This window comes from Dietzia sp. B44 (genome assembly GCF_014145245.1).
Classification (GTDB): domain Bacteria; phylum Actinomycetota; class Actinomycetes; order Mycobacteriales; family Mycobacteriaceae; genus Dietzia; species Dietzia natronolimnaea.
Genome location: NZ_JAALEF010000155.1, coordinates 1 through 6214, shown reverse-complemented (window position 1 = coordinate 6214; position 6214 = coordinate 1). Strand labels below are relative to the sequence as shown.

Annotated in this window: 7 protein-coding genes; 4 read left to right on the top strand and 3 right to left on the bottom strand. The window is 68.4% G+C overall.

The window, feature by feature from the left end; genetic code table 11:
- Both G6017_RS06175 and G6017_RS06170 read right to left on the bottom strand, forming a co-directional pair.
- The coding region (locus G6017_RS06175; protein WP_524536252.1) for an amidohydrolase family protein at positions 1–445 on the bottom strand (445 nt) is incomplete at its 3' end.
- Positions 442–1911, bottom strand: coding sequence for an amino acid carrier protein (locus G6017_RS06170; protein WP_182616468.1), 1470 nt, complete (start codon positions 1909–1911; stop codon positions 442–444). The genes G6017_RS06175 and G6017_RS06170, both read right to left, overlap by 4 nt.
- Positions 1912–1967: 56 nt before the next feature.
- Between G6017_RS06170 and G6017_RS06165 the strand changes: the two genes are divergently transcribed.
- On the top strand, positions 1968–2858 hold the full coding sequence (locus G6017_RS06165; protein ID WP_347237955.1) for a patatin-like phospholipase family protein: 891 nt from the start codon (positions 1968–1970) through the stop codon (positions 2856–2858).
- 76 nt (positions 2859–2934) lie between these two features.
- Here the strand turns inward: G6017_RS06165 and G6017_RS06160 are convergent, their stop codons facing one another.
- Complete coding sequence (locus tag G6017_RS06160; protein ID WP_179524101.1) at positions 2935–3087, bottom strand: hypothetical protein; 153 nt, start codon at positions 3085–3087, stop codon at positions 2935–2937.
- A gap of 235 nt (positions 3088–3322) precedes the next feature.
- On the opposite strand from G6017_RS06160, the gene G6017_RS06155 reads away from it, so the two are divergent.
- The 3 genes from G6017_RS06155 to G6017_RS06145 all read left to right on the top strand — a co-directional run bounded on the left by G6017_RS06155 (position 3323) and on the right by G6017_RS06145 (position 6100).
- Positions 3323–3505 carry a hypothetical protein gene (locus tag G6017_RS06155; protein ID WP_182610106.1) on the top strand — a complete coding sequence of 61 codons (183 nt, stop codon included), beginning with the start codon at positions 3323–3325 and terminating at the stop codon, positions 3503–3505.
- Between the two features lie 121 nt (positions 3506–3626).
- Positions 3627–5321 carry a nitrite/sulfite reductase gene (locus G6017_RS06150; RefSeq protein ID WP_182616466.1) on the top strand — a complete coding sequence of 565 codons (1695 nt, stop codon included), beginning with the start codon at positions 3627–3629 and terminating at the stop codon, positions 5319–5321.
- Entirely contained in the window at positions 5318–6100 is a 783-nt protein-coding gene (locus G6017_RS06145) for a phosphoadenylyl-sulfate reductase (protein WP_017837640.1), read from the top strand. Before G6017_RS06150 ends, G6017_RS06145 begins: the two co-directional genes overlap by 4 nt.
- Positions 6101–6214 lie beyond the last annotated feature (114 nt).

Genomic DNA, 6214 nt, shown 5'->3' with positions numbered 1-6214 from the left:
GCGCGTGCGCGCGCCCGGCGCCGCGATCGATGCTCACGATGGCGCCGGTCCACACCCCGTGGCGCCGGCCGGCCTCCGCGACGGCGGGGAGGATGAACCCCAGCGCGTCCTCGGCCGTGTCGAAGGCGGCCGACTTGTCCGGGATGGAGGCGAACTCGAGCGCCACGACGCCTTGTGCGGCGGCGTCCGCCACCACCTCGTCGAGCAACCGACCGAGCCGCTCCGGGGTCCTCAGGAGCGAGATGAGCAGGCCGTAGGCGTCGAGGAAGCGGGTGAAGTCGGGGAACTCGACGAGCGGCGGGACCTCCACGCCGTCCTCGGCACACCACTCGCGCATCGTCTCGACCCGCATCGCGGCCTCGAGGTGGACGTGCAGGTGAGCCTTGGGCAGGGCGGCGAAGCGCTCGTACGCGGGGGAGTGCGCGGCCGGTGCCGGGTGGCTCATCCCTTCGGTTCGACGTCGCGCGCCTCGTCGGCGACGTGCTGCAGCGTCATCGGATCGGAACCGTCCCAGGACGTGACGTTCCGGGCCTGCGGCAGGTCGTCGCGGTGGAACACCGGGTTGTGGCCCTCGGCCTTCTGCCGCAGGTAGTGCTTCAGCAGTGCCACTGCGAGACCGCCCAGCGGGATGATCGCGATGAGGTTGATGGTGGCCATGACGCCCATGAACAGGTCGGCCAGGCCCCAGACCAGGTCGACCGACCCGAGCGCCCCGCCGACCACGGCGAGGAGCACGAGTCCGCGGAAGGCATTGATCGCACGCGGGCTCTCGCGGAGGAAGTTGATGTTGGCCTCGCCGTAGTACGAGTTCCCCAGGATCGAGGAGAAGGCCAGGAAGAAGATGACGACGGTGAGGAACGGCACGCCCCACTCGCCGACCTGTGAGGCCAGCGAGTCCTGTGTGAGGGAGATGCCCTCCCTGTCGCCGCCGAACTCCGGGTTTGCCAGCAGGATGATGAACGCGGTCGCCGAGCACACGATCAGCGTGTCGAAGTAGACGCCCAGAGCCTGGACCAGGCCCTGTTTGACAGGGTGTGAGACCGAGGCGGTGGCGGCGGCGTTAGGGACCGAACCCATGCCGGCCTCGTTGGAGAACAGCCCACGCCGCATGCCCTGCATGATCGCCGCGCCGATCGCGGCTCCCGCGACCTCCCGGAAGCCGAGGGCGTGACCGACGATGAGCGAGATCATCTCCGGGACCTCGGTGATGTTGATCGCCACGACGATCAGGGCGACGACGACGTAGGCCGCTGCCATGACCGGGACCAGGATCTCGGTGACCGCGGACAGGCGACGCACGCCACCGAAGATGACCGCGCCGGTGACCGCTGCCAGGACGAGGCCGATCACCAGGCCCGACCCCGTTCCCTCGAGGCTGAACTGGTTGCGCACCGACTCGGAGATGGAGTGAGCCTGCACGGCGTTGAAGACGAACCCGTAGGTGAGGGTGATGATGACCGCGAACGCCACGGCCATGCGCTTCCACCCCAGCCCGTCGCGGATGTAGTAGGCGGGGCCGCCGATATAGGAGTCCCTGCCCTTGACCTTGTACAACTGCCCGAGGGTCGACTCGATGAACGCGGTGGCGCCGCCGATGATCGCGATGAGCCACATCCAGAACACAGCGCCCGGGCCGCCGACGGTGATGGCGATGGCCACGCCGGCGACGTTCCCGGTGCCCACGCGCGACGCAGCGGAGATGGTGAAGGCGCGGAAGGCGGAGATGCCCTTCTTGTCCGGCTCGATGTCGGAGGGTTTCTCGACGATCGTCCGCAGCATCTCCGGGAACATCCGCACCTGGACGATCAGGGTGGTGAAGGAGAAGTACAGGCCGGCGATGACGAGTAGTGCGATGACCGCGTACCAGTAGACATCGTTGACGGATGCTATGAAGTCGGCGAGAGCGCTCACTCGGGAGACGGTAGTCGATCATCGCTGATGTGACGATGCGACTTACCCTGGGTGTCGTGACCGATTTATCGCCCACTGCTCCGGATGTCGCAGTCCTGTTCGAGGGCGGGGGGATGCGGGCGGTCCACACGGCGGGGGTCGTGGAGACGCTCATCGATGCGGGCATCCACGGTGGGATGGCTGCGGGGATCTCCGCGGGGGCCACCCACGTGGCCAACTATCTGTCCCGCGAGGGCGTCCGCGCGCGAAAGAGCTTCGTCGAACTCGCGGCGGATTCCAATTTCGGGGATTGGCGCAGCTTCGCCCGGGGGAAGGGTCTGTTCAACGCCGAGTACATCTACGAGCAGACCGGTCTCCCGGACCAGGTGTTGCCCTACGACTTCGACACGTTCTCCAGCAGCGGCACGGCCGCGAGGATCGGGACCTTCCGGTGTTCGGATGGTGCCACGGTCTTCTGGACCGAGGAGGACGCTTCGAGCATGCCGGAGCTCATGCGGATGGTCAGGTCGTCCTCGACGATGCCGGTGTGGATGCCGCCGGTGCTGATCGACGGCGAGTACTACGTGGACGGGGCGCTGGGCCGCGACGGCGGGATCCCGCTCTCCGCAGCGCGGGAGGCCGGAATCGAGAGTTTTTTGGTGGTGCTGACCCAACCGAGGGGGTACCGGAAGATCCCGCCGCGACGACTCACCCCGTTCTACCGCTCGTACTTCCGGAGATTCCCGGCGGTGGGGGAGGCACTACTGCACAGGTGGGCGCTCTACAACGAGACTCTCGACGAGATCGAGGCTCTGGAGGAGTCGGGCGACGCGGTGGTGTTCCGTCCGGAGCGCGTGTTGATCCGGAGTTACGAGCGCAGGGTCGACCGTCTCGCGGAGGCCTACGTCCTGGGGAGGGAGCAGGCGCGGCGAGAGGTCGACGTCTGGCTTGAGTTCTGCGGGATGTGACGGGCGCGCGAGATGACACGCCCTGCGAAATGCGAAGCGCCCCGGTGGCGGACCACCGGGGCGTGTCGAGTTTCGCTCAGGAACCGAAGAGCGCCGCGCCTCCGGCGAGGGTGCCGAGGATGTAGGCGGGCAGGCCGAGGAAGCCGTCGATCGCTGCCGAGCCGGTGCCCGTGTCGGGAAGGAGATCGGCGGAGCCGCTGGCGAGGTTGGCCCAGAATTCAGAGAACATGTGATGTCCTTTCGAGAGAGGGTGCCCCATGGGTTGGTGGGGTACATCACTCACGGTACTGGCGATTCTTGGCCGTTTCCACAGATGTCTCGCTCAGACAAAGCTTCTCAGCATATTCGTAACCGACTCGCTGGGGGCTTCCTACTTTATGAGGATCGTCCTATGATCGGGCCAGGGCGACCGAGATGTAGTCCAAGGGGTGGGCTGACCAGGGCCGCTCTGGAAGGAGTTCATCATGTTGGGAAGTCTCTATGAGGTCGCCGGTTCGTCTATTGAGGCGACGGCCAGCCTCGCTCAGGATTCGGGATCGACCCTGGTCGATGTAGCCACCGCTCTGCCGACGTTGGTTCTCGCCTTGCTGTGGGAGACCGTGTTCGGTGTCGCCGAGGACCTCGGGTCGTCGATGCCGGTGTTGTGACCGCCTCCACCGCGCCGCCCCGGCCCCGGTCCTCACCTACGGGCTGGGGCCGGTCGCGTGAACCTCGCCGGGGGTAGCACTCATTAGACAGACCGGTCTGTCGACGGCTACCCTCGCGGACATGACCGGTACCGACGCCGCCGCCCGCCCCGCTCGTCCCGCACGCGCCCCCAAGCCGCAGGGCCAGTGGAAGATCGACGGCAAGCTCACGCTCAACCACAACGAGGAGTTCAAGCTCACCGACGACGCGCTCAACGTGCGTCAGAGGATCCTCGACACCTACTCCAAGGAGGGGTTCGCCTCCATCCCGTCCGACGACCTCTCCGGCCGGATGCGCTGGTGGGGCCTGTACACCCAGCGCAAGCAGGGCCTGGACGGCTCCCGGACCTCCAAGCTCGAGGCCGACGAGCTGCAGGACGAGTACTTCATGATGCGGGTCCGGACCGACGGCGGCGCGGTGACCACCGACCAGCTGCGGGTACTTGCGGGCATCTCGACCGACTTCGCCCGTGGCACCGCGGACATCTCCGACCGGCAGAACATCCAGTACCACTGGATCGCCATCGAGGACGTGCCCGAGGTCTGGCAGCGGCTCGAGGACGTGGGGATCGACACGGTCGAGGCCTGCGGCGACTGCCCGCGCGTGATCCTCGGCAGCCCGGTCGCCGGCGTGGCCGAGAACGAGATCCTCGACCCGACCCCGGTGATCGAGGAGATCAAGGCCAAGTACATCGGCACGCCCGAGTTCTCCAACCTGCCGCGTAAGTTCAAGTCCGCCATCACCGGGCACCCGAGCCTCGACGTGGTCCACGAGATCAATGACATCTCGCTGGTGGGCGTCCGGCATCCGGAGCTCGGCCCGGGTTACGACCTCTGGGTGGGTGGCGGGCTGTCGACCAACCCGCAGCTCGCCACCCGCATCGGTGTGTTCGTCCGCCAGTCCGAGGCGGCCGAGGTGTGGGCCGGCGTGGTGGGGATCTTCCGCGACTACGGCTACCGGCGCATGCGCACCCGCGCCCGGCTCAAGTTCCTCATCAAGGACTGGGGCGCCGAGAAGTTCCGCCAGGTCCTCCAGGACGAGTACCTGGGCCGTGAGCTCCCGGACGGCCCCGCTCCCGAGCGTGGCGTGGGCTCGGGCGACCATGTGGGCGTCCACGAGCAGAAGGACGGCCGCTTCTATGTGGGCGCCGCCCCCACCGTCGGCCGCGTGGGCGGCGAGAAGCTGTCGCAGGTCGCCGACCTCGCGGAGGCCGCGGGCTCCCACCGGGTCCGCTTCACCCCGCACCAGAAGTTGCTCGTGCTGGACGTCGAGCCCGAGAAGGTCGAGCGGTTGGTCGAGGGGCTGGCCGCGATCGGCCTGCACGCCCGGCCCAGCTCCTTCCGTCGCTCCACCATGGCGTGCACCGGCATCGAGTTCTGCAAGCTCGCCTTTGTCGACACCAAGGACACCGCCACCGCGCTGATCGGCGAGCTCGAGAACCGGTTCGCCGACGACGCGCCCCTGCGCACGCCGCTGTCGATCCACCTCAACGGTTGCCCCAACAGCTGTGCGCGCATCCAGACCGCCGACATCGGCCTCAAGGGCCAGCTGCTCGACGGCGACACCCCGGGCTTCCAGGTCCACCTCGGTGGCGGCCTGGCCTCCCAGGACCAGGAGTCGGGTGGGCTCGGCCGCACGGTCCGCGGACTCCGCGTGCCGTCCGCGGACCTGCCCGACTACGTGGAGCGCGTGATCCGCAAGTACATGGAGACCGGTGCCAGCGGCGAGACGTTCGCCGAGTGGGCCCACCGTGTGGAGGAGGAGGTTCTGGTATGACCGCAGTCGCACTCGATCTGCTGCCCCGCAGCACCGTCCTGACCCCCGGCCCCGGCCGGCGTCGGACCACCGAGGAACTCAAGGCCATCGCCGAGGACGCGGCGCGTCGATTCGACGACCGCGGGCTCTACGGCCACCACGGCGAGGTCGACCCCGCCGAGGTCCTGGCCTGGGCGGGCGAGACCTTCGGCGACGCCCTCGCCGTGGCCTGCTCGATGGCCAACACCGTGGTGCCGGAGATGACCGCGCAGTACGCCCCGGGAGTGGACGTGCTCTTCCTCGACACGGGGTACCACTTCTCGGAGACCATCGGCGTCCGGGACGCCCTCGCGTCCACACCGGGCCTGAACGTCGTGGACGTGCGCAGCCCCGCGAGCCGTGAGGAGCACGAGGCCGCGCTCGGCCCGCGCCCGTTCGAGACGAACCCGGAGCTGTGCTGCCGCCTGCGCAAGGTGGAGCCGCTCGACGCGGCGCTGTCCGGATACGAGGCGTGGATCACCGGTCTGCGCCGGGTGGACACCGACCACCGCGCCGGAGCGGCGATCGTGGAGTGGGACGCCAAGCACTCGATGATCAAGATCAACCCGCTCGTGGCGTGGACCCTGGATCGCGTCCACGCCTACGCGGAGGAGCACGGGTGCCTCCTCAATCCCCTGCTCGACGACGGCTTCCCGTCGATAGGCTGTGAGCCGTGCACCCACCGCGTCGAAGCCGGAGCGGATCCGCGCTCAGGTCGCTGGGCCGGTTCCTCCAAGACCGAGTGCGGCATCCACCTGTGACGATCGCGTTCGCTGACGCCGCCCCCGCGGCCGAGCGGCCGGCGGCACCCGCGTTGGACGGCCTCCCCCTGACGGTGGGGCTGTCCGCGCGCGAGGTGCTGGTGGTGGGCGCGG